At 42.8% G+C, this 24148-nt stretch carries 16 protein-coding genes and 1 pseudogene; 4 read left to right on the forward strand and 13 right to left on the reverse strand.

All coding sequences use genetic code 11. The features are described from left to right. Positions 1–360: 360 nt before the first annotated feature. Positions 361–1518, forward strand: coding sequence for an acetyltransferase domain-containing protein (locus AC1DU2_RS06830; RefSeq protein WP_477383477.1), 1158 nt, complete (start codon positions 361–363; stop codon positions 1516–1518). Between the two features lie 136 nt (positions 1519–1654). Here AC1DU2_RS06830 and AC1DU2_RS06835 read toward each other — a convergent pair whose 3' ends face one another. From AC1DU2_RS06835 to AC1DU2_RS06870, 8 genes are all read right to left on the reverse strand, one after another. Beyond that, a complete protein-coding gene (locus AC1DU2_RS06835) occupies positions 1655–2548 on the reverse strand; it encodes a flavin reductase family protein (RefSeq protein WP_477383478.1) in 894 nt (297 codons plus the stop codon). A 403-nt stretch (positions 2549–2951) separates the two neighbouring features. Further along, the gene (locus AC1DU2_RS06840; protein ID WP_477383479.1) at positions 2952–3569 is read right to left on the reverse strand and encodes a DinB family protein; all 618 of its coding nucleotides are present in this window, start codon (positions 3567–3569) and stop codon (positions 2952–2954) included. A gap of 32 nt (positions 3570–3601) precedes the next feature. Then, positions 3602–4345 carry an isocitrate lyase/PEP mutase family protein gene (locus AC1DU2_RS06845; protein ID WP_477383480.1) on the reverse strand — a complete coding sequence of 248 codons (744 nt, stop codon included), beginning with the start codon at positions 4343–4345 and terminating at the stop codon, positions 3602–3604. Between the two features lie 270 nt (positions 4346–4615). Further along, the gene (locus tag AC1DU2_RS06850) at positions 4616–6259 is read right to left on the reverse strand and encodes a SusD/RagB family nutrient-binding outer membrane lipoprotein (RefSeq protein WP_477383481.1); all 1644 of its coding nucleotides are present in this window, start codon (positions 6257–6259) and stop codon (positions 4616–4618) included. 30 nt (positions 6260–6289) lie between these two features. Beyond that, entirely contained in the window at positions 6290–9985 is a 3696-nt protein-coding gene (locus tag AC1DU2_RS06855) for a SusC/RagA family TonB-linked outer membrane protein (protein WP_477383482.1), read from the reverse strand. A 265-nt stretch (positions 9986–10250) separates the two neighbouring features. Beyond that, positions 10251–11408: a FecR family protein gene (locus AC1DU2_RS06860; protein ID WP_477383483.1), complete on the reverse strand. Its 1158-nt coding sequence runs from the start codon at positions 11406–11408 to the stop codon at positions 10251–10253. A 72-nt stretch (positions 11409–11480) separates the two neighbouring features. Next, positions 11481–12068 (reverse strand): RNA polymerase sigma factor, encoded by a 588-nt coding sequence (locus AC1DU2_RS06865; protein ID WP_477356334.1) that lies wholly within the window; start codon positions 12066–12068, stop codon positions 11481–11483. A 541-nt stretch (positions 12069–12609) separates the two neighbouring features. Continuing rightward, a complete protein-coding gene (locus AC1DU2_RS06870; protein WP_477383484.1) occupies positions 12610–14340 on the reverse strand; it encodes an SWIM zinc finger family protein in 1731 nt (576 codons plus the stop codon). A gap of 109 nt (positions 14341–14449) precedes the next feature. Here AC1DU2_RS06870 and AC1DU2_RS06875 point away from each other — a divergent pair, with 109 nt between their 5' ends. After that, complete coding sequence (locus tag AC1DU2_RS06875) at positions 14450–14872, forward strand: UPF0158 family protein (protein WP_477383485.1); 423 nt, start codon at positions 14450–14452, stop codon at positions 14870–14872. A 200-nt stretch (positions 14873–15072) separates the two neighbouring features. Here AC1DU2_RS06875 and AC1DU2_RS06880 read toward each other — a convergent pair whose 3' ends face one another. The 5 genes and pseudogenes from AC1DU2_RS06880 to AC1DU2_RS06900 all read right to left on the reverse strand — a co-directional run bounded on the left by AC1DU2_RS06880 (position 15073) and on the right by AC1DU2_RS06900 (position 18929). Beyond that, positions 15073–15372 (reverse strand): hypothetical protein, encoded by a 300-nt coding sequence (locus tag AC1DU2_RS06880; protein ID WP_477383486.1) that lies wholly within the window; start codon positions 15370–15372, stop codon positions 15073–15075. 58 nt (positions 15373–15430) lie between these two features. Next, positions 15431–15727, reverse strand: a pseudogene (locus AC1DU2_RS06885) (GmrSD restriction endonuclease domain-containing protein); the annotation flags it as partial. Positions 15728–15749: 22 nt separating this feature from the next. Further along, the gene (locus AC1DU2_RS06890) at positions 15750–17543 is read right to left on the reverse strand and encodes a DUF262 domain-containing protein (protein ID WP_477383487.1); all 1794 of its coding nucleotides are present in this window, start codon (positions 17541–17543) and stop codon (positions 15750–15752) included. Positions 17544–17683: 140 nt separating this feature from the next. Continuing rightward, positions 17684–18430 carry a DUF434 domain-containing protein gene (locus AC1DU2_RS06895; RefSeq protein ID WP_477383488.1) on the reverse strand — a complete coding sequence of 249 codons (747 nt, stop codon included), beginning with the start codon at positions 18428–18430 and terminating at the stop codon, positions 17684–17686. A gap of 157 nt (positions 18431–18587) precedes the next feature. Then, a complete protein-coding gene (locus AC1DU2_RS06900; protein WP_477383489.1) occupies positions 18588–18929 on the reverse strand; it encodes a HopJ type III effector protein in 342 nt (113 codons plus the stop codon). Positions 18930–19097: 168 nt separating this feature from the next. Between AC1DU2_RS06900 and AC1DU2_RS06905 the strand changes: the two genes are divergently transcribed. Both AC1DU2_RS06905 and AC1DU2_RS06910 read left to right on the forward strand, forming a co-directional pair. Next, positions 19098–23027, forward strand: coding sequence for a response regulator (locus AC1DU2_RS06905; protein WP_477383490.1), 3930 nt, complete (start codon positions 19098–19100; stop codon positions 23025–23027). A 147-nt stretch (positions 23028–23174) separates the two neighbouring features. Continuing rightward, complete coding sequence (locus AC1DU2_RS06910; RefSeq protein WP_477383491.1) at positions 23175–24134, forward strand: bifunctional helix-turn-helix transcriptional regulator/GNAT family N-acetyltransferase; 960 nt, start codon at positions 23175–23177, stop codon at positions 24132–24134. The last annotated feature ends 14 nt before the right edge of the window (positions 24135–24148 follow it).

Below are 24148 nucleotides of genomic sequence, written 5' to 3' on the forward strand. Positions count from 1 at the left end.
GCTACCGCAAGGGTCCACCCTTGTGGTCCGCATGCTAAGTACGCGCCAGGCATGGCAACCATGCACAAACCGGAGATTGCTTCGTTCCTCGGAATAACATGATGATAACGATTAGTATAATACCAAAAAAGCCACCTAAAGCGGGCCTTGTCAGCCTTAGCGCTTCTGACAACGCCTAACCTCGTTGTCGGTAGAGTTCTCTGACTTCGAATTACTATGCTCTTAGTCTCCACACTAAGGTGCCTATACAGCTTCCATAATCAAGTAGCAAAAAAGCCGTCATACAATGCTTGTTTAAAAATCGGGATAAGGAAGATACCTTATTGAGAAAAGCTAACGTTTTGTACTATCTTTATTTTGATGAAAGAACGTATCCAGTCGGTAGACATTGTGCGCGGATTAATCATGATTATCATGACGCTTGACCATACCCGGGATTTTTTGCACCTGGCCGGGCCGCCCCCGCTTGATGTACAGCGCACCACGGTGATACTGTTTTTTACGCGCTGGATAACACATTTTTGCGCACCCACTTTTGTTTTTTTGAGCGGCGTATCGGCATGCCTTGCCGCGCAACGCCGAACAACCGGCCAGATGACCACTTTTTTACTAAAACGAGGTGCCTGGCTCATATTGTCCGACCTGGTAATTATCAGCCTCATCTTTAGCTTTGATGTGCATTACCATTTTCCGGTGCTGGAGGTTTTATGGGCCATCGGCTTTGGCATGATTATTTTGGCTTTACTCATTCGGGCACCTAAAAAAATTATAGCCCTGGTTGCAATACTGATTATTGCCGGCCATAATTTACTTGACAACGTTGATTTGCCTAAGAACGGCACGCCTGGCAACCTTACTACGCTATTGCTGAATGGCGTAGGGGCATTGATCCCTATCGGCGCCAACCGGTTTATATTTGCTATTTATGCCGCCATTCCGTGGACGGGGGCTTTATTGTTAGGCTACGTTTTTGGCCATCTTTACAAAAAGGGCTATAATGCGGCAAAGCGGCAGAAAATATTAAAGCTTTCGGGCTGCGCATTGATTGTGCTGTTTGTTACCCTGCGCCTTATCAACCATTACGGCGACCCTGTACCCTGGGCCATTCAGCGGAATTGGGCGCATACCCTGCTTTCGTTCCTGAACGTGAGGAAGCAAACCCCCTCGCTCCTGTTTATGTTGATGACGCTTGGGCCCGTATTGCTATTGTTGTCGGTTACGGAGGGCATAAGCAACCGCATTACCCGGTTTTGCAATGTATATGGAAATGTGCCTTACTTTTATTTTATCGCACATTTGGTGTTGCTGCGCATAATCAATGTAGCGGGCGTTGTACTCGCCCGCATTCCGTTTGACTTTCAGAAGCCTGCACCGGTATGGGCCGCGCCGGGTTTCGGTATTCCGCTTTGGGGGGTGTACCTGTGCTGGATAACCGTTATTGCGTTGATGTATTACCCCTGCCGTCAGTATGGCCGATATAAGCAAACCCACAGCGCGTGGTGGTTATCGTTTATATAAGATTGGGATACCTGGTTGTCGCAAACCAGCAAAAAAACCGCCCATGCAGGCCAGGCCTAACAGTCGCCAACTACAGTCATAAGGGCTCGAAGTAAGATAATCGAACAGCAGAGAAATGACAAAGTCAATAAACAAACTACATCAACAACACTTTCCAGGCATCCATTACCCGGCCGACATCTAACAATTGGCTGGCTTTTAAATGCAGGTGTTGGGTGCGGCTGTCGCCGATGGTAGCATCGGCCAGTTCTTTCATCTCATCGGTTTCACTAAAAGCTTTTACCTCCTCATTGGATGGCAGCGTTTCAACAAGCCCTAATAATCCCAGGTTATTGCCGGTTAATACTGTGGAGTATTTAACCTCTTTGGGAAAAGCATCTACGCCGATACCTATTCCGGCACTGCCTGTTGGTTTGGCAATTTTGAATAAATTATCGCTGGTTACCCTGCAATACCAATCGCCGCCTAAACGAGCCACCAGGTCTATTTTATGCGGGTCTATTTTACCATTGGCATCCAAAATAGCTTCACTGATATGCATCCGTTTCACCTCGGCAATAACCAAATTACCCGCTCCCCCGTTTTTCCCTAACGATATCACATCATTCACTACGCATTCCAATTGAACGGTTGATTCCGCTACCCTCGGTGGCTTTATTGTCTCCGAAGCCAATTCAGTAAACCCTGCTTTCGAAAATTCATTTACACCTTTTTGGTAATCCATACTGGTTAAATAGGTCTGTTGCACCATTTCGTAGTTCACGATATTTATCACACATTCAGGCACTTCCAAAACGTTTTCAAGCGTGTGTTTAGTGGTATTATCCCGCGCCCTGCTTGTGGGCGAAAAAACACATATTGGTGGATTGATACTAAAAACATTAAAAAAACTAAACGGACTTAAATTAACCTGGCCGTTTTTGTTAATAGTGGATACAAAGCATATTGGCCGGGGTGCAATGGCATAGTGCAAATAACCCTGCATTTCGGCCGGTGTTAACGATGATACATCGATAGTTTTTAACGTCATTCAAATTTTATTTAAAGCTTAATCAGCCGGTTATCTGGCCTTAAGCGGGGGGCGTCACTTATGCCACTTCGATAATTGCGATATTGTAAGTTATACAAAACTAACCGACAATAAGCAGAAAAAAGACAATGTAATTTAAGAACGAAAATATTTTTCGGATTTTATTTTCCCTCATTATCATGCCCCGCTGTTCGAAGCCCGATGTCGAATTACCGTGTCTGTTTCTGCAGACTACCGGGTTTATTCAAACGGGATTACCGTTCGTCCTGTAGCATAATTTTTTGGAAAAGCCAAACCTTCAAACTCCCTCAAACGATGTCAACAAAAAAAGCCCATACCCTGTTTAACCAGAATATGGGCTCCTAAAACTTACTCCTATGCGAGCTTTTAAAGCGCCTGCCCGTTATTTAGGGAACCCAACATCCGCCTTTACCTCGTTTATTTGTTGGGTATGGCGGTTACTGTGGGCAGCTATCAGCAGGATGAACTGGTAACTATCGTAAGTACCAACAGGCAATACCAACACGTGGTTGCGCAGGTCTGTTTTGGTGTTTTTTATGAGTGCTATCAGCTTTTCGCGATTGGATCTGAATGCGGTGAGCGCTTCGGTAACGGTTTTGTAGGGCGAATTTGCCGGCTCAAGCGCGGCGAAGGTTTTGGATTTATGTGTGCGGTCTTCCACGGCCTTTATGAGGTCGTCGTCGGTAAATTTAATGCCGGCCCGTTTTTCGGGGTTGGCCGGTTGCGATAAGGCTGGTTCGGCCATGGCCCAGAGTTCTTTTTCGGCGGCGGCAATATGTTTAATACAGTCGGCCACGCTCCATTTATCAGCAGCCGGCTTAAAGTTTAGCTGGGCCACGCTCAAGCCCTTAACGGCATCAAAAACGCCAGATTCGGTTTGGGTGAGCAATTGCATCGCTTTTTCTCTTTCTTGTGGGGTTATCATGTTGCTTGTTTGTTGTTGCGCGCTGCATTGGTACGCTGTAAAGCTCAGCAAAGTGAGGATGATGATACGTTTCATGGATTGATGTATAAAATTTATAATTTTTTACCCTAATACAAGGGCATGAGTGATTGCGAAGTATTTACTTGTTTAATTACCTGCTCCAGGTGTCCATAAGCCGCCCTATAAGGAAAAACAGCCATACTGATCCTTTTTACACCGGCAATTTGCAATGCCTCAACAGTTGCCAGATTTGGGTTACCAACAACATTAACAGGGAGGGAAACCGCCGTGCTGATTTGTTTAATAACTGCGGCATCGCCTATGCCGGTAACAAAAAGGCCATCTGCGCCGGCATCACGGTAAAGCCCTGCCCTAAGGATAACGGTTTCGAGCGGGGAGGCCAGTTTTTGCAGGTAAACATCAGTGCGGGCATTTATAAAAAGCTGCTGGTTGGTTTTGGCAAGGTAGTTTTTGATACTGTCCAGTTTACGCAAATAAACGTCCTGGCCCTGGGCGTCCTCCAAATTAATGCCAACAACCCCAATATCCAGCAGTTGCTGAATTTGTTCATTGATAACCACGAGATCATTACTATACCCCCTCTCAAAATCGACCGATAGTGGAAGATCTGTTGAGGCTTTGATCCTTTGAACAATGTAGAGCAATTCATTAAAAGGAATTTGCTCGCCATCGGCATAACCCATTGAATCGGCAATTGCGCCACTTGAAGTACCTATCCCCTCAAAACCGGCAACTTGTATTAGCCGCGCGCTTTTGGCGTTCCAGGCGTTACCTAATAAAAAAGGAACCGGCTGATGATGCAGCTGGTAAAATGTTTGGTAATGAGTCATACCTTATCTGATATATATACAAATTTATGTTGTTTCCGGCAATTAAAAGGGTGCAAATTAGACATTATAGCGGGCCGATTTGGACATTAGTAGTTGGCGAAATTACAGTTACTTTAAAGTAAAAAAGCCGCCCTGCTAACAGGACGGCTCATGCATTATAATCAACTAAATCAAATTTTCATTACAACAAACACACGCTAAAGTGATAAAGATGTATCAAGTGCTACAATCACATTGGTGTTATTGGGTGTAATGCCGTTTTGCATTTTCTTATTTGGTAATCCAGATTTTTGTGCTGGTCAGATCACTGCCACCGGTTGCTGCTTTCCAGTTGGTAGTGTTCAGTTGCGCTTCATCGGCCGGATATTGGTAACGTTGTAGGCTGCCATAATTTTGTTTATAGCCCGCCGGGTTGTTGGTATCCGTTGGTGTTGCGCCGCCCGTTCTTCTTAGCAAGGTCCAGGCTAACCAGGGCTGGCGAAACATATCAACCCATTCCTGCGCATAGATCAGACTAAGCGCATTTGCGGAGTTAAATGCAACTTTCGGGTTAGCAAGTATGGTGTTGATAGTTGCCGCAGATGGCGTTTCTGAAGCAGGTTTGTTTACCACCCAAACAGATGAATTGTACGCCACACTATTCCAGAAGGTAAGTGATGACGTAACACCTGCATTATATTCACTTTGTGCCGACGAAGTGCTTTGCGCTACACCCGCAACGCCACGTGCGTAAACTTCTGCTTTTAAAAAGTGTACCTCGGCCGGGGTAATGAAAATTTCGGGACATGCGCCTGTCGAGCCGGTAGCAATTCCATCCCTGCCCCAGTAATAATTATAATCGGAATACAAATTGCCATCCTTATGGGCCGACCAACCTTTGTTATCAGGGTCTCTTTCTTGGTTATAAGGCTCGCCGCCATCTGTTATAGGGGTGGCCGGGTTTTGCGGGTAAGGTACCCAATTACCTGCCCCGTTAACTTCAAAAAATATTTTACACCTTAAGTCAAATATTCCGCTGCCATCGGTGTTATTATTGCTGCTGAATAAATTCCATAGGGTGCTGCCCATTCTTGCGCGACTTTCCTGGCGGAAGAAGAAACCCCTTCCTGCTCCATCAATATCAAAGGATATGCCCGGAACATTGGCTTGTTTAAAGCCAACAACGTCGGTAAGAGGGTTGCTCGATAGCTTGGTTATGGCATCGGCTATTATCGGTGCCGCATCTGTATTGTCTTTATCATACATGGTAAGCGCGTAACGCAAACGCAGCGAATTGGCAAACGCTTTCCATTGGTCGATATTATTGTTTAAAAGGAATTCCGAACCAAACGAAAACTGGGTGCTGCTGGTAGTAAAGTGGTTTGCAGCCCAGGTAAGATCGGCCAGGCAGGATAAATATACGGCCTGCTGTTTATCATACGGCACTTTAAGATCGGCAGTAGAACCCGAAAATGCCTTGCCTGCTTTAGAATATGGCATATCGCCATAGAGGTTGGATACTTCAAGCGCCTCGTATGCCCGCAATACTTTTACCATACCTATGGCATTAGTGTAGGTTGCCGAATCGGGACTGCTTGTCATGGTGGTAAGCATTTGATTCATAGCCGGTAAATTCGAGTAAAACAAGCTCCAGTTTTGCCCTTCTACAAAACCGAAATCCGATACGGCATATACAGCGCCCAATTGGGTTACAGGGTATAGCCATCTTGCTTCGGCCCAGTTGCCTATGTTAGCCGCACGATCCAGGTTAGCGCCGATACCTGTGTAAAGCTGTTGCAAGGTGGCCGATGCCGGACCGCTATAAGGCGCGTTTTCCTTTTGAAAATTCTTGGTACATGACGCAAGAACTACAGTAATGAACAAGGTAGTAGTTACCATTATTGCCCATCGTTTTATATCATGATACTTAATCATAAGTTTCGTTCTTAATTTTTAACAATCCTATTAAAATCCCGCTTTTACCGAAAAACCGTAGGAGCGTACGCCAGGTAAGCCACCAAACTGAATACCCTGAACGTTTCCTGTACCTACAACACTTTCAGGGTTTATCCTGTCGGGTAAGGTATTGAACAGGTAAAACAGGTCGCGGCCGATTAACGATACCGACAGGTTTTGGAGCATTTTTGTTTTTTGTACAAATTCTTTCGGCAGGTTATAAGTGATTGACACCTCACGCAGCTTACCCCATGAATCATTGAATATGGAGTTGGTGCGTACAATAGGATCATTATCCCATGATTGATAATTACCCGCGTATTTCCACCATGCATTTACCACATTGGTGTTTGGTGTATAGGTACCCGCTGTTGAGCCCTGCACCACACCAGGTAAAATTACGCCAACGTTGGCCTTTGTTCCGTCGGGATAAGTATAAGCCAAGCCGTGTCCGTCCCTTTCGTAAACGGTTTCGGGGGCCATACCCTGCCCCATAAGGGTAGCGTAGTCACCAGACCAGATCTGTCCCCCCACCTTAAAGTCTGTCAAAACGTATAAGCTAAAGTTTTTGTAACGGAAACTCTGCGAAATACCGCCTGTCAGTTTTGGCGTGGCATCGCCTATTTTAACCAAATTGTCTGATGTGGCGTATTGCGAGCCAAGTACAGCGCCGTTTCCGGTGTTTGTACCATCAGCGTATATCAGGTTAACAATCTTTTGGCCATTTGGCGCATATTTGTAATCGTACCCGTAAATGCTGCCATAATTTTGGCCTACATCAACTTTCATCAAAACACCGTTGCTGCCAAACCATGAACCTAACTGTAATGAGTTAAGCCCTGGCTCCAGCGCAACAACTTTATTTTGATTATGTGCTGCATTCAAGGTTACATTCCATGAAAAATCACTTGATTTAATCACTTTTGCACTCACGGTTAATTCATAACCCCTGTTGCGTAACGCGCCGGAATTTATTAAAACGTTTGGAACACCTGATGAACCAGCTACTGGGATTGTTATTTCCTGGTTATCTGAGTAGGTGTTATAGTATGTGAAATTCACATCCAGCCGGTCATTAAAAAAACCAAGATCGGGGCCAATTTCAAAAGACCGGGAACGTTGCGGTTGTATGTTGGTAGGGTACGAACTCGGCAAATTCAACCCGGTTGTGAAACCTGGCGTGCCTGAAGTTGGGCGGTAGGTAAATCCGTTTTGATAAGGCAAATAGGCATTTGCACTTTTGGCCTCGCTTACACGTATTTTTCCGTAAGTGAACCAGCTTTTTACCGAACTCATATCAAACGCATCGGTAAACACAAAGCTTAAACTTGCAGATGGGTAAAAATAACTCCAGTTTGTTGGGCGTAAGGTAGACGACCAGTCATTTGTTCCGGCCAGATCCAAAAACAGGTAATTTTTGTACGAAAGATTAAGCAAGCCATAAACAGTATTTATTTGCTGCTCATACCTGTTTTCTGACGCATTAAGTGCCGTTGTTGAATTGCCGGCGTAATTGCTCAGGTTAAATAAAAACGGGTAATTAAATGGCCCCGGATTAGTTTGCGCAATATCATACATGTTCCGGTAGTAGTGCCTTGCACCTACAGAAAGACTGGCATTAAAATCGGGAAGTAAACTGTTTTTATGAAATATTAAACGACCATCGAGGTTGTTGGTAGCATTTTTGGCCAGGTCATATCCGTAGCTGCCAATTAACCCTGCGGCATCTGTAGGATAATTTTTAGTTACATACTCGTTGGTGTAATAATCCAAACCAACGTTGCCCACTGCCTTTAACCAGGGTGTAACTTCGGCATTTAATGAAATTGAGCCCACAAACTGGTTTTGTGTAAGCGTGGTAATATCATTAAATGTATTCCACCAGTAATACTGCTGACCATACTCAAACGGCGATTGCTTTAGTATAGGATTTTGCGATCCGTCGGCCAGCGTAGTCAGCCCCCTTTCAATCGGCTTATAATCTGCAGGTAAATTGTACACGGTCATATAACCCAGGCCGATATTACCCGCCCCACCGTTTTCACCGTATATATTTGGTGGGTTAAATTTGGTCAGGTTAATATAACTGGCTGTAGCGTCAACCTTAACTTTGGGGCTGATGTTTATTGATGAACCTATATTAAATGTATTGGTGGCGTTATTACTATTGTAGGTAATAGCCTCATTTGTTGACCGTGTATAGGAAACGCGCAAGGTGCCAAGTTCCCCGCCGCCCGAAAGGGCTATGTTATGGGTTTGTGTATTACCGGTTCTGTAAAAGCTTTTGAAGATATTTGAATTGCCGGTATAAGGCCTGGTTGTACCATCCCACCAAACAAGTGGCTGCCCTTCCATTTTAGGCCCCCATGATGCACCATCGCCGGGAAAACCAATATAGTTATAAAACGGCCCGCCGGCAGCACTGGTAACACCCGGGCTAACATAAGCCCCTGGTATGTTGCCCAAAGGGCCATAGGGGTCGCCACCTATTTGTTCCTGCCTGTTTTTACCATTGGCATCTTTATAAAAGAAAGGATTTGCCGAGTAAAGGTCTTCTGTCATACCGTTACCGTATTCATCCTGCGTTTTTATAAAGCGGTAAGGGTTATTAGCGCGATAAGTGTAGCCATAATCAACACCAAAACCTTTCTTTTTGTTGCCTTTTTTAGTCACGATAAGTATTACACCGTTGGCGCCGCGTGCACCATATAACGCCGCTGCGGTTGGGCCCTTCAACACATCAAGGCTTTCAATATCATCAGGGTTCATACTGTTTAAGAAAGATCCGTTATCTACCGGCGGTTGCGAAACGTCGGTACCGCCATTACTAAGTGATAAGGCATCATTAAAAGATTGCACCCCTCCTTTTGGTTGTACAGGTTCATTATCAATAATAACATTGTCAACCACTATCAGCGCCTGGTTATTCCCGGCAAGGTTATTATTACCCCTGATAACTATACGGTTTGAAGAACCTTCCACACCGTTTGGCTGGGTAATATTCAGGCCTGCTATTTTGCCCATTAAGCCCGAGGCTATGTTTGGCGGGTTAACTTTATTCATATCGGCACCTGATATGGTCTGAGCGGCGTAGCCTAATGATCTTGCTTCGCGTTTTATACCCAAAGCAGTAACAACTACTTCATTTAACGAACCTGCGCTTTTTTTCAGTTCGATAACTAAATTTGTACTGGTGCCTACTTTTATTTCCTTGCCTTCATAGCCAACATACCTTATTATCAAAACATCGCCTGCCGACGCGTTCAAGCTAAAGTTACCATTTACATCGGTTTGCGTGCCATTGGTTGTTCCCTTCAGGCCGACGGAAGCGCCGGGAAGAGGCATCCCGGTTGAATCAACTACTTTTCCGGTAATAGGCGGAGCTTCATCCGCCGCGTCTTTTTTTAATTTTTGCTCGTATCGGATCAATATGGTTTTGTCGTCGATACTGTAAGTCAGCGATTGTCCATTCAGCACCTTATCTAAAACATCGGCCAGTGGCGTGTTTATAAAATCCACCGCCTGTGGCTGGATGTTTTTAATTTTATTGGATGCAACAAGAACGTTATAGCCAGTTTGCTTCCTTATCTCCTTGAAAATTTGTTCAAGAGAAGCGGAATTATTTTTGTAGGTAATTTTTTGAGCAATGCTCAATGCGCTAACATGTAAGATGGTAACCGTCAAAATAATAGAGGTAATTCTCATAATCAGCAGGAATTTGCGGATATACCCCTTCCGGGTACAAAAAAATCCGTTGAACTTTTTATACATTTGAATGTCTGTTTTACGTGAAATATTGGTTCAAAGCAATTTTATCGTTTGCCGGCTGGCAAACGATGTGAGCAGGCTATTAAGCAGGGGCACGGCGAATGCCTCTGCTATTTTTTCCTTTTCACTTTTCTGGAGTTTATAGTTATTGTTTCTTCATATCTTTTGGGTTTAATTTATAATTAGTTAATAATCAAGTCAGTTATTTTTTCTCTATAAAAATTTTCTTTCCCTCAATCCTGAATTTTACATCGCCGGTTATTTCCAGCATCTTTAAAACTTTAGATACGTTGTCATACCTGGTGATGCTGCCCCAGTATTCAACATTGGTATTCTGATCTTGCGGATAAACAATATCAACATCATACCACCGCGATATCTTCCGCATTATGCTTTCCAGTTTCTCGTTATTAAAAAGGAAGTAGCCATTTTTCCAGGCGGTAACTTCTTCGGTATCTGTTTCTTTTACCCGGATATTGGTTTTATCAGCAACAGTTATAGCTTGCTGACCAGGCCGTAACGTAGCCGTTGAATTTCCTCTTGTTATTTTTATACCACCGCTAATCAATGTAGTTTTTATAACGGGCTCATCATCGTAAGCGTTGATGTTAAATACAGTACCAATATCTTCAATGGTTTGACCTTTTACATCTACCCTAAAAGGTTTTGAGGCATTGTGCCTTACATCAAAGTACACCTGCCCGGTTACTTCAACCCGCCTTTCTTTAGATTTAGAAAAATCAACCGGAAACCTGACAGATGATTGAGCATCAAGGTAGGCTACTGTTCCGTCTGCCAAAGTTATGGACGACTGGCCGCCACGAGGTGTGGAAAGCGTGTTGTATTTTTCCGGGCCCTGGTTATCGGCATTCCCGGGGGCAATCAAGCTTTTGTTTATGGTGTAGGCAAGCACTCCGTTGTTATTACGGGTTACCTGTAAAGCACCTTGCCGGTAAATAATCCCTTTTTTTATACCGGTTATGTAAATCTTTTGCCCGTTGGCAAGGGCTAATACGGCCTTATTTTGCCCCGGCGGAATATCATGGTGTGTAGTTGCTGTAAGTTCGTTTTTAGTAGCATTATTTCTAACAAGATAAAAACCACCCAGGCCTAATAATATTAAAACACATGCTGCCGCACTTATCCGCAGCGGAAGTGATATTAACCTGCCTATCCTGAATTGACGTTTCAGGTTTTCACGAACGGCTGCAGCATCCTGAAGGCGCTCATCAAGTGTATAATCGGGCAATTCCGACTCCTGATGATGCAAATACCAGCTTTCAAGCAGCGATTTCTCATCTTCAGTGGCCGTATTGTTTCCGTATTTAAGTAATAAATCTTTGAGCTCCCTATCGTTCATACTACTATTTATTGCCTTTATTTTAGTAAGACAAACAACGCGTACCGTACAGGTAAATAAAAATAAAATATTTTATAAGAGCTGGAAAAGGATTAATAGATAGATAAAAAAGCCGAGGCGAACCCTTAATGTTTTTAAGGCGTTTGTAACATGCTTACTTACTGTTTGCTCGGAAATATCCAGTTGCGCTGCAATTTGTTTATGTGAGAGATGTTGTTTGCGGCTAAGTTCAAATACCTGGCGCATTTTTGGCGGAAGAGCGGCAATCTCTTTTTCAATAAGCATCGCAAGCTCGTGTTCACGCACCAGGTGATCTGTGATAATCTGGCTGGTTTCGGTTTGAATAAACTGTATTAACGAGGTGGTGTATTTTTCAAGTATTGATTGCCGCGCAATTCTGTTCAAAATATTGTTACGTAACGACGTATATAAATAACCCGAAAGATTAGAATGGCAATTGATTTGGTCGCGTTTGGCCCACAAGGTTGTGAAAACTTCCTGAACAACATCTTTTGCTTCTTCCCTGTTCCTGGTTTTATTATAGGCGTGATTAAATAAAGTGAGTGTGTACCTATCGTATATTTCTACATAAGCAGCCTGATCCCCCGACTTAAATAAGTCAACCAATTCGCTGTCCGAAAAGTGCTTTAGGGTGGTCATTTAAAAGAAGTTGATAACGAATGTATGAAATTTAAGAATATAAATATAAAAACAAGAAAATTATCAGCTGCAGCGTATACCGGCGCGACTGCAACGCCTCACCCTTGTGGCGCGCGTGCCAAGTGTACGCCAGGCATAACAGCCGTGCACAGTCCAGATATCACTTCGTTCTTTATAATAATGTGTTTATAAGTTACTGACCATCAATATCGAATATCCGTCATTGCGAGGTACGAAGCAATGACGAACTATAGGGGACTTAGCACGTAAAGGATTGCTTCGTGCCTCGCAATGGCGATAGTTTAGAACATCCGTTTAACCTCATAATATTTTTTCAGGTTTTGCCTGATGGATCCTCGAAATATAATTGTGGTGATAAGCGATTAATATTGTTTTGGGGATACATTTTAGCGATTTTATCTCAGGAAAAAGTCGTTGGCGGTAACAGCAACAACGGCAGAAGATGATTACTATGCAGATTTAAGGAGTCTTTGGTTTAGTTGAAAGGACAATAATAAATTACCTTCAACAGCACTCGTCTTCAATAAATCACCCTGTTCAATTCTTCAACCATAGCGGGGCGGCGGGGATACCTTTGTTTCATTTTTTTTGCAAGCTCAATGATCTGCTCTTTTCCGAAGGCGAGGGCTATCATGATCTTCTTCATATTGCCGGCTAACTGTGCGTAATGGCTTCGGTTGTCTGCTTTATCAGCCTGTCGTTCCAGGGCCGGGATATAAAGCTGTAATAACTCGTGGGCATATGAAAACACCAGGTGTTCATGGTATACCATAAGCCGGTCAATATCTTTTTCATTTTTTACCAGTTCAAACAGCAGGTCGGTAAACCTCTCTTCAATATAAATTGGTGACAGTGCCGAAAGTAAAAAGCTGTCAAACGGAAGCCAGGTACTTTTACCATGCTTTTTTGTGGTTTCGGTTTTAATGCCGGCGATAATATCCTCAACTATTTTTCCCCATTCTTCTGCATTATAAGTTGCTTTTAACGCCCGGTAATACGTAACATCAAATTGACGGTCGAAAGCAAACGCTCTGTAATATTTACGTGTTAAAGGCACATCATTTTCTAACAACGCTATGCGCAACAATTGCTTCTCCCACTGCGCAACGGTACCCGGATGCCTTTTATCTTCTGCTATTTTTATACCGTCATTTATCAGCTTTTTTGCCCGCTCATAGTCCTGGCTGCTTAACACTTTATCAACCTCGGCCTGCCTCACTTCCACAATTTCCATATTTAGCTCAATCAGCGCTTCGGCTTCGGTGTGCCTGCCTATGGCTTCCAAAAAATCAATTTGAGTTGTCTTAAAATGCTCAAGCCGGTAACTGCTATGCTGCCCGGTTAACCGGGGCAACCAGGCATCAATCCAGGCTAAAAACTCCTGGTGCAGGTTTAGCTCAATTGCTAAAGTTTGAAAAATATCCGACAGCTCATATCCAAAATCGCCATAATCAAAGTATACCGCGTCGTTGAGCTCCACTTGTAAAAACTTAAACACGCGCGTTTTCATATCCATAACGGCATCGGCAGATAAAGCTATTTGATCTATAAGTTGGATACTGCCAATAATGGCATCGCCTAAAGCACCGCTTGAATCGTCGCCATAACTTATTACCTGCATCATTTCCTTTAACACCACGCTGGCTATTACAAAAGCCTCTACAAAGTTGCGCTTATTGGCAAAATCAAACCCCTTATCAATTAGCTGGTTTACCTCTTTGGCTAAACCGGCCGCCGAACGGTAATCCATATACCCTTTGGCCATATGTTTTTTAATGAGCTTTTTAATTGAATCGGCATATAGTTTACCGGTATCAATACGGCCGTCTTTTTCTGCAAAAAACAGCTCAAATGCCCTTTTAAAATCCTTGTTGGTTAACACGTAATCTTTAATAAAAACCCGGTATTCATCAGCGCTAATCTTCAACAGCAAATCTTCGAACTGATTTTTCTTTGCGCCCTTTTTGGGTACTATTATACGTGTTGCCAATTCGTCCCTTATTTCAAAAAGCGCTGCTATTACATGTTTACAAATTGCGCCATCATAGGGGCAATCACAATGGTAGGCTACAATTTCCTTATCGTTTTTCAGCGTTACCGATATGTTGTATGTTTCAGTTCCTTCAACTTCTGCCGTCCAGCGACCTGCGTTTTCTTCCAGGTCGGCAACTGCCCCCTCTTCATGGTACTGCTTTCCTCTTTGCAGCATTACCGCATTTAGTTGTTTCTCAAAATTTTGCAACGTAAACATATTTCAATTTGGCTTTATCAAGACTGATGGTATTTATAATAAACTTTTACTTTTGTATCGCCTATCATGGTTATACAACATATTAACAATACTAAACTACGTTTATAATATGCATTTAGTAAAAGAAATAACACCCGAAATTATAAAAGATATTGCCGAAATGCTGGATATGGGCATGGTTTGTTTTTATCATAAACCAACAGGCACTATGGATTATTACCCTGATGAACTCAAGAACCCCGGCTATGACGAAGAGCCCTGGGCAGAGGTCATTGATAAAATTGCCGAAAACTACGGCGATTATCAACGGTTTGAGGGAATGGGCAGTCGTGAGGCATTTAAAGTTATGGAAGATTTTATTGCCGGTATTAACTATATACCCACACACAACAAGTTTATTGACGCTATATCGCGCAAAAAGCCGTTTGGCAATTTTAATCACCTGCTGCAATATCATCCCGATTTGCGCGAGGAATGGTTTAAATATAAATTAGAGCGGGGTATTGAATATGTAAAAGACCAAATAGGATAGAATTACTGGCTACAGCCATTCGGTCTCCCTACTTCCAACAATACACCCTTATTAAACACCTTCTTTTAGTGCAGTTATTGTGTTATCGATGACTTGTGCTTGCGAACTGGTTAGTTTACAAAATCACAAGTGCCCCCCCGCACACAGCCGCACAACACTTGCGCTAAAAGCGGACTACTTAATTGGCATTGGTGTATGACTTAAGTTTTTTTTAAAATAACTTTTAAAAGATTCTTTAAACCTTCCGCCGTATCACATTTATAGTACTCCCCTCTCTTGCTGTTTAAATTAATCAAAAAATAGTCATCTCTATTTTTTTCTATTTCAATCTTTCCAAGTCCGGTGGTAACTAAAAAACTTTTATTGATGACGTGATAATTTTTACCAATGAACCATTCAATTAGCTTTATGTCTCCCTCGGTAAAATGAGTTAAATGACACCCTTCTTTAACTCTGGTATATTCAGCCGCTACCATTGGCTCAACTAAATCAATATTCATTTTAGTGTTAATAAGAATTTACTTTGAAACGGGATGTTGAATTACGTAAATTCTAAATTTAATCTTCCTTCTTTGCCATAAAATTCAAACCCAATAATTCTAACTTATCCTCAACTGATTCGAATTTTAAATTCCATCGTCTTTCCATAAAATCCAAAAGGCTTAATCCTCTATTTTTTATTTGCTCAGTAGTCCAATCACTTTTATAAGAAACCTCAATTTCGCTATGTGAACCATCGCAATACCCTTGCCGAATTTTTTTATCTTTTTCGAACTTTGGTGATTTCTTACTTTCAAAACAATCATTTTGAAGGCTGGAATTTATACTTCTTGATAGTGGAAGTAAATTACCTAATGTCCCCTGAAATTTAACAACATCATTTTTTTTTAACGCCTTTTAATACATCTTTCCAGCATTTTTTATCAGGTGTTTGTGGTAAGATATGTTCTATTGAGACCTTATCATTTTCATTTTTTACGAACAAATTCCAATCAATTTTTTGGCTGCCTCTATTTTTCACAAGCTCCATTTCATATTCATACAGAAAATATTTTAACCCATTCCAAGAGTAAAATCCTCCACCTCTTTGAAAATTTTTGTCTATATATTTTTTAAAATATTCATAGTCGAACCATTCATTTTCATTTTCACCACCATAAAATAAAAAGCTTGCCCTTTCGCTAAGAGTTTTAATAATAAAATTTACACTCCATTTGCCTTCTCGTAGTTGCTTTGAAGCCCTGTAATATTCACTATTTCTATAATTAGACAATGCGCCTTTTAAACGGAAGGTAATAAATATAAATCTCTCGATTTCGATAAACAACCGCACCCTATCGGTACCTGTTACATTATTTGATAGAAATGAAGCGGTAACCAATGGTCTAAAATACGCTATACCTATCCGGTTTAATCTATCAATCCATTTCTGCTCATTCGGGGTTAAGTCCGGATTATTTATGGGATTGAAAGTATTATACCAATGCACTGCTGCTGATTTTAAACTAATAATATAGTCCTCAATATCTTTAGGTTTTAATTTACTGTGACTTTGCGCCGGGATAGCAATCACGTCAACGTTGTCCTCTTCCAAATCTTCATTCGTTTCGACCACTTCTTCGAAGGCCTCTAAACTATTGACCGGAATTTCAGATTTACTAAAAATGTTTTTAGGGGTAAATTGCTCTTTTAAAAGAAAGTTAATATAATCATCGCCTTTTTGCCTACTATAAGTAAAGTACATTATCCAGTGAGCAACTAAAAATTCATCATCATTTAAGGGGTGATTTTTATTTCTGCCTAATTGATAATAGACCTCCTTCCATGCGTTATCAATTTTGGCTCTTAAAGACGCTCTATCATCATCTTTCAATTCATTAGCATTGTAAAGAGTAGTCAAGTAGATAAGTCTATTTTTTAATAATTCAAGATTAGAAAGTTTTTTCCCCCGGTTGTTCATTGTCTCAAAAGCAACAAAAACATCAAAGTCATCCTCAATTTCATAGAGGTTATATTTGAAATTCACTGTAAGCTTTTTGAAAATCTCTGCAACCCCTAATTCACCATCAATATCAATGACACCTGTCACCTTTTCAACAAAAAACCTTTTTGCATTTTCAAGATTTAACGTGTAGAAAGTTTCATTTACCGTTCCGGCACTATGCTGGTTAAATATCTTATATCTTAAAAAATCAAAACTTGGGTTATCAGATTCATAGCCAAACTTGTAGGTTTTTATTATGTTGTGTGGTGGTTTATTTATTACCAAAAACGTTTCAGTAATTTCCTTTATTGAATATGAACCTACATATATATCGCTATCACTGATGTCTTTATTACCGACCATTGATTTTACGACTTCTACAATTGCTTGAATAAGAATTATTGAAGTAGTTAGTCGTTGTTGCCCATCTACAACGTAAAAAGCCTTGTAGCCCCTTTCTTTAATTAGCCATTGCTCTTCATTCCATTTTTCTAAATCAGTTACTCCTGCGGGCACACCTTTAACCGTTAAAACACCAGTATAATGCGATTTTGTGTCATTTAAGTTGTATAAATCATCCCAAAAGTCTTTTAACTGATTGTACGTCCAAGCATAACCTCTTTGGTAATCAGGTATGCGATAAAGTGTATTATTGAAAATTTCGTTTAAGGATTTAAGGTTGGCCATTCACATAGAGTTTATACTGGTCGAAACTATAAATAAACCTTTAATTGAGCAATTGTTAAAAAAGAATAAAGCAGTTTGAATCCCCCCGCTATCCGATTTCTTCGATCTACTATACTCCTTGTCTCCAGACTTTGTTCACCTCACTCTCCCTCCTGGTTGATAATATTCACCGCCACGTTATTATCCATAACGTGGTTAATGATGTAGGCGGCCAGGTTAAACCAGGCGTAGCAACCATTAAGCACCCAGGCATCTGAACTTACGATGAGCCGGTTTTCGGCAATTAAAAATTTGTCGGGGGCGTTGTCCAAATAAATATCCCATAAAAAGCCCTGTAGCGCCGCTATTTCATAACAAAGTGTTTTAAGCCGGCCGCTGTTAGATACCGGGGCGTCAAATATCCAGTTCACCCGTTCGGCACCAAGGTCATGCAATGCGTTGCCCAGCATAATGAGCACTTCTTCGGTTTGCCTTACCCGTTTATATGATCCGTGTACCGACGAGATATCGCGGTAACAGCCGTCTAACCCTTTAAAAACATATCCACCCGATAATAAGGATTCCAGTATAATAACAATATTGAAACCATCTACATATACAGTTTTGCCAAGTATCTCGGTAGCTGCTACTTCTTTATTTTTACGGATTTGAATATCATTTGCCGAACAAGCCATGCCCTGCAGCGCCAGGATCTGCCGCTGCCTTAGCCGGTATCTGTTGCCTACCAATGCCAGCGTTGCCCGTGGCGGATAATCTTTACTGAGCAAATAATGCATATCCTGTAAAGCCTGTAACAGCCTTTCAAGCTCTTTTGGCCTGCCAAAAAGCGCTTCATCGTGCGGGTCTTTGCCCCGGTTTCGGCGGGTTTCGGGTTGTGGGTCGCTCATCGTTAAAAACAAAAGTGTATTGCAATATACTTGTTTTGCCAGTTGCTACAATTGCCACGGATGCCCTTCATGCAGGCGCACTATTAATTCTTCTGCTAATCCAAGAGTACTGAACAGTTATTCAGATGTAAAGTTAAGGAAGATATCAGATCCTTCACTATTTCGCGCTCAACGCCTCTCCCTCAAAAACAACACCCTCCCAGCCATGAGCCATAAACTGTCTTATATTTTGATGGTCTGTTGCATCCGGCTTAGCCAATACCGACTGGTAATGTTCGGCAAATAGCCACAGTGTGTCGGCCGCGCTTATGTTGTTCAGTTGGGCGCTGTAAAAAACTTTTGCACTCCCCTGGTTTTGCGTGGCCTGGTTATATGCATCGCCATTTTTAAAGGCAGTTGGCCGGTGATTGTAGTAAGTTTCAATCAAATTTATAACTTCGTTAAACAACAATAATCCTTGTTTGGATGCGGTAATTAACGTAAGTAATTGCTCTTTCATTCAGATTAATTTTTGGCGAAAGTAAAAAGAAAAATCAATTCCCGCTGTTTTTGGCGGCGGGCCCAAACACCTCGGGCTTCACTTCAAATTAATACAAATCGGCTACCGCTAAATTTAGTATTTTTGTTTTCCACTTATTGAAGAATACTAATAAACTTAATAGCCGGCATGCCCAGTTCCGAACTTAAAAAACATCAATTGAACGGCCCGGCCCAGGATGAGCCATTGCTTTCTTTTGGCGAACCAGGATTTGAGTTTATTACCCGGCTGGCTGCACTCACCTGCGGAGTACCCATTGCGCTGGTTTCCCTGTTCGAGGAAAATAACGCATGGACGCATGCTAAAACATTCCCCGAATCATCCGAAATCCTCGGATACTCCGCCTTTTGCGACTATGCGGTAAAAGAACATATGCTGTTTGAAGTGCCCGACACCCAACATGACGAGCGTTTTAAACAAAACCCGTTGGCCACCGGGCGGCGCCCGGTAAAATTTTACGCTGGCCTGCCGTTAATCAATACTGAGGGTAATACCCTGGGCATTTTAAGTGTGCTGGGATATGAACCGGGGCAGCTATCAGAGGTGCAACAGGAATCGCTGCAACTGCTGGCACAGGAGGCAACAACGGTAATAACAGAACGCCGGCAAAAACAGGAGCTTCAAAATTTCGAAAAGCTGTTTAATTTATCGGCCGACCTGATTTGCATCGCCGGAACAGATGGATATTTTAAAAGGATTAACCCTGCGTTTGAATCAACTTTTGGATGGGATGATGCCTACATTTTGGCTACCCCCTACCTGGAACTGGTGCACCCCGACGACCTGAAAGCCGCCGAAGAGGAAGTGACCGGGATGGTATCGGATAAAAAAGTACGGCAGGTAACCTACCGTACCAAAACTAAATCGGGCATATACAAAGCCATCCGCTGGGAAACCACGCCCGATCCAAATACCAGCAACCTGTTTTGCATAGGGCGCGATGTAACCGACGAGAAATTAAAGGAACAGCAACTGGCCATCAGTGAGGAAAGGCTGCGCGTTTTTTTTGAGAACTCGCAAGGGCTCATGTGCACCCATGACCTGTCTGGCCGTTTCCTATCTGTAAATATGGCCGGGGCTTCGCTTTTGGGCTATACCGTTGCAGAAATTTTAACTTTAAGTTTGTTTGATATCGTACCACCCAACCGTCATGCGCAGTTAACCGGGTACTTAAAAGAGATAAGGGAAAAGGGGGGTGCCAGGGGCCAGATGGTTACCCGGCATAAGGATGGCAGCCCCCGCATCTGGATGTTTAACAACATCCTTGAACAACAGGGCGACGAGACCTACGTGATAGGTAATGCCATTGATATTACCGAAAAACACTTCCTGGAAAGGAACCTGGAACGCACCCGGCAAATGCTGGAAGAAACCGGCAAGGTAGCCCGTATTGGCGGCTGGGAATATAATGTGCAGCGGCAAAAAATTGAATGGACAACAGTTACCAAACAGATATATGGCGTGCCGGCGGATTATGAACCTGATTTAAGCGGCATCATCAATTTTTATAAAGCAGGCGAAAGCCGGGATAAAATTTCGGCAGCTGCTAACCTTGCCATGACTGATGGGCCGCCCTGGGACCTGGAGATACAAATTGTAACCCCCGGAGGCGAAGAACTTTGGATAAGGAGTTTAGGCCAGGCCGAATTTGCAAACGGCGTTTGCCAACGGTTATTTGGTACTATACAGGATATTGAACAGCAAAAAAAAGCGGAGACCGAATTACTGAACGAAAAAGCCATTTTATCGGCCTTTGTTGAACATTCGCCTTCGCCAATTGCCATGGCCGATACGAATATGCGGTTTATAGCGGTGAGCAGGCAATATTTACAGGATTATGGCTTAGGCGACCGAAACATTATCGGCTTAACACCCTATGAAGTATTTGGCCCCGCCAGCGAAACAAACCGGGCAACACACCAAAGGGTTTTAAACGGCGATATAATAAGACGCGAAGAAGTGCTGGTTAAATTGCCGGGCATGGAGGAAGAACAATACCTGAACATTGAGATGCGGCCCTGGTACCGTTTTGACGGCACTATAGGTGGCATCATGACCTCGTCCGAGATTATCACCTCCATTGTAAAACAACGGGACGAACTACAGGGCGCCAAACAACTGGCAGACCAGGCCAGTATTGCCAAATCGGAATTTCTGGCCAACATGAGCCATGAAATCCGGACGCCATTAAATGGCGTTATCGGATTTACCGACCTTGTTTTAAAAACTAAACTAAACGAAACCCAGCACCAGTATCTTTCCATCKTCAATCAATCGGCCAATGCCTTATTAAGCATTATCAATGATATCCTGGATTTTTCAAAAATAGAAGCAGGAAAACTGGAGCTTGACATCGAAAAATGCGACTTATACGATATCGGCTCTCAATCAACAGACATTATCACCTACCAGGTTCAGAAAAAAGGGCTGGAAATGCTCCTGAACATCCCTTATGATTTGCCAAGGTTTATTTGGGTGGATGCCGTGCGGCTAAAACAAATCCTGATAAACCTGCTCAGCAACGCTACCAAGTTTACCGCAGCTGGCGAGATTGAGTTAAAAATAGAAGAAATTACGCCGTCATCGCCGGTCCCCGGCACCATGTTCCGCTTTAGCGTGCGGGACACCGGCATCGGGATAAAACCCGAAAAACAGGACAAAATATTTGAGGCCTTTTCGCAGGAAGATGGATCGACCACCAAAAAATATGGCGGCACCGGCCTGGGCCTTACCATTTCCAATAAACTGCTGGGGTTAATGGATAGCAAACTACAACTGGAAAGCTGGCCTGGCAAAGGCAGCACCTTTTACTTTGATATCCAATTGCGGGCAGAACAGGGCGAGCCCATTAGCTGGGAAAATATCGGCATGGTAAAAAAGGTGCTTGTTGTTGACGATAACGACAACAACCGGCTAATTATAAAGCAAATGTTGTTGTTACGGCAAATTGCAAGCACCGAGGCAAAAAACGGTTTCGAAGCTTTGCAATTGCTGGCCGCTGGTCAACATTATGATGTGATTGTGATTGACTACCACATGCCATATATGGATGGGCTGGAAACGATTAAAAAGATCAGGGAAAGCTTTAACGATGCTGCAACCGACCAGCCTATTATTTTATTACACAGCTCATCTGACGATGAAAAGGTGATCAGGTCATGCGAAGAATTGAAGGTGAACCACCGGATGGTGAAACCCATCAAAACCGAGGATATATACAACGCCTTATCCCGTTTGCATCAGAAAACTACTACTGAAACTAAGTCCGATGACGCCGCTACATTTGTTGCAGAAATAACGGGCAACCTAACCATCCTGGTTGCCGAGGATAACGCGGTGAATATGTTGCTGGCCAAAACTATCATCCGCCGGATTGCCCCGAATGCCCTGATCCAGGAAGCGGGTAATGGCCTGGAGGCCCTTGCCAGTTGCCGGCTAAACTGGCCCGATTTGATTTTAATGGATATCCAGATGCCCGAGATGAATGGGTACGAAGCCACCCGGCAAATCCGTGCCATGCAGCAGGGCCGCCAAATACCTATTATTGCCTTAACGGCAGGCAATGTAAAAAGCGAAAGGGAAAAATGCCTGGAAGCCGGGATGGATGACTTTATTGTTAAACCGGTGATTGAAGAAACCATATTGGCTGTGTTTCAAAAATGGCTAAGCTCCTTCGGCTCTTCCGAAACGCCCGAACCAGCTCTGGATTTACCGGTTAGCACGCCTGTACACTTTGATGTACAACACGTAAAGAGCTATTTTGGTGATGACGATGAGATTTTAAAGGAATTACTTAGCCTGACAAAAGTTGAGTTGACAGATTCAATTTCAGTACTACAATTGGATTTAAAAGCCGCTGATTTGAAACAATTAAATTTACATGGCCATAAGTTATACGGCACCGCGGTAACAGCCGGCTTAAACCACCTGGCCAAACTGGCCAGGGAACTGGAGCATATACCTGTTTTTATAGCGGAGAACATACACACCCTTGTAAACGAAATTGAGGAGGAGATTAAGCTGATTATTGGCTTATTGGAAAAGGAAATAATCAGCTAACTACGAACTCAATTGTACCTCCCAATAAGATGTTGTAGTCCGCATTTTACCGGCTGTCTACTATTTTAAACCATTATTTGATACCTTTTAATTTATTGCTTTAATTATATTTTGCAAATTACGTAATTAGTTACGTAATTTGTTTTAATGGAAAATTCATTCTTCAATTCAGTTGGAAAAGCGGGCATTGGCAGCAGGCTGCGGATGCTCCAGGAAAAGATCACAGACGATGCTGCAAACATTTACCGGATGTTTGGAATTGACATGCAGCCCAAGTGGTTCCCTGTTTTTTATACCTTATCTCAGGGAAACTTCACCATAACCGAAATAGCCCAGCATATTGGGCACTCCCACCCTTCTGTTAGCAAAATTGTATCCGAAATGGTAAAGAAGGGACTGGTAACCGAAGGTAAAGACGCCAATGACGGCCGCAGGAATGTACTGTCGTTATCTGACAAGGGAAAACAGGTTAATGATAAACTGCAGTACCAGTTGGTTGATGTTAAAAACGCGGTAGAAAACATTTTGGATAATACCCGGCACAACCTGTGGGAAGCCATCGGCGAGTGGGAATTTATGCTCGAACAAAAATCGCTGTTAAAGAGGGTTCAGGACGAGAAAAAATTAAGAGAGGGCCGCGACGTTACCATTGTGCCTTTTGAAGAGCAATATAGTAAGGCATTCCGCGAACTTAACGTGGAGTGGATAAGCACCTACTTTAAAATGGAAGAAAAGGACTATCAATCGCTCGACCATCCGCAGGAATACATTTTAAACAAAGGCGGCGAAATACTGGTTGCCCTGTACAAAGGCGAACCCGTGGGCGTGTGTGCATTGCTTAAAATGGACGATCCCGAATATGATTATGAATTGGCAAAAATGGCTGTTTCGCCCAAAGCACACGGCAAAGGCATAGGTTGGCTGTTGGGCAAGGCCATTGCCGAACGCGCCAAAGCCCGGGGTGGCAACACACTGTACCTGGAAAGTAATACCATGCTTAAACAAGCCATCAGCCTGTATCAAAAGTTAGGGTTTAAAAAAGTGGTAGGCCGGTTTACCCCTTACGAGCGTTGCAATATCCAGATGGAATTGCAGCTGAATAACTAATGATGATAATCTGT

It is taken from the genome of Mucilaginibacter sp. P4_C11, assembly GCF_056402115.1.